1 protein-coding gene is annotated in these 1,242 nt (G+C 62.6%); it reads left to right on the forward strand.

What is annotated here, in order from left to right; genetic code table 11:
• A partial coding sequence (locus tag GIR22_RS25775; RefSeq protein ID WP_154746090.1) for a condensation domain-containing protein occupies positions 1 to 1,242 on the forward strand: 1,242 nt, incomplete at both ends.

Below are 1,242 nucleotides of genomic sequence, written 5' to 3' on the forward strand. Positions count from 1 at the left end.
AGCCGGTTCGATGCCCGGCACTATCGCCTGGACATTACCCAGGCGCCGCTGATGCGCATCGCGTTTAGCCACGATGCGCCGAACCAGCGCTGGGTGGCGATGCTGCTGTTTCACCACATGGCACTCGATCACGTGGCCATGGAGGTGGTGCAACAGGAAATGCAGGCGTACTTGCTGGGCCAGGCAAACGCGGTGGGCGATGCGGTGCCTTATCGCAACTATGTGGCCCAGGCGCGACTGGGTGTCAGTCGCGAGGCCCATGAAGCGTTCTTCCGCGAAATGCTCGGCGACATTGACGAGCCGACCCTGCCGTTCGGTGTGCAGGATGTGCAGGGCGACGGGCGCGATATTGAAGAACACACCCGGCCCGTCGAGGTTGCGCTGGACCTGCGCCTGCGGGCCCAGGCGCGCCAACTCGGCGTGAGTGCCGCCAGCCTGGTACACCTGGCCTGGGCGCAAGTGCTGGGCAAAGTCTCCGGTAAACAGGACTTGGTGTTTGGCACTGTGTTGATGGGCCGGATGCAGGGCGGCGACGGTGCCGAGCGGGCATTGGGGATGTTCATCAATACCTTGCCACTGCGGGTGGATATTGGCGCCCAAGGCGTACGGCTCGGCGTCAAGGCGGCCCATGCACGGCTGACGGCATTGCTGGGGCATGAACATGCGTCCTTGGCCTTGGCCCAACGTTGCAGCGGTGTACCGGCACCGACCCCATTGTTCAGTGCGCTACTCAACTATCGCCACAGCGCGCCGAGCGTTGTTTCGGCGCAAACGTTGGACGCATGGCAGGGAATTGCGCTCCTGAACGGAGAGGAGCGGACCAATTATCCACTGACCCTGAACGTCGATGACCTGGGCAGTGGCTTTAGCCTGACGGTGCTGGTGGCGCCTCATGTCGGCGCGCAGCGTGTCTGCGATTACATGCATACGGCGATGGAAACGTTGGTAGAGGCGTTGGAGCAGGCGCCTGATACGCCATTACGTGGCTTGTCGATTTTGCCGGCAGCCGAGCATGAACAGTTGCTGATGACGTTTAACGCCACGCAAGCCGATTACCCGTTGGAGCAGACGGTTCACGGCTTGTTTGAAGCCCAGGTGGCGCGCACTCCAGAGGCGCTGGCGGTGCTGCATGGCGCGCAACGCCTGAGTTATCGCGAGCTGAATGCCAAGGCCAACCAGTTGGCGCATTACCTTCGCGGGCAAGGCGTGCAGCCGGATTCGCGAGTGGCGATCTGCGTCGAA

Source organism: Pseudomonas karstica, assembly GCF_009707515.1.
In the GTDB taxonomy this organism is placed as follows: Bacteria; Pseudomonadota; Gammaproteobacteria; order Pseudomonadales; family Pseudomonadaceae; genus Aquipseudomonas; species Aquipseudomonas karstica.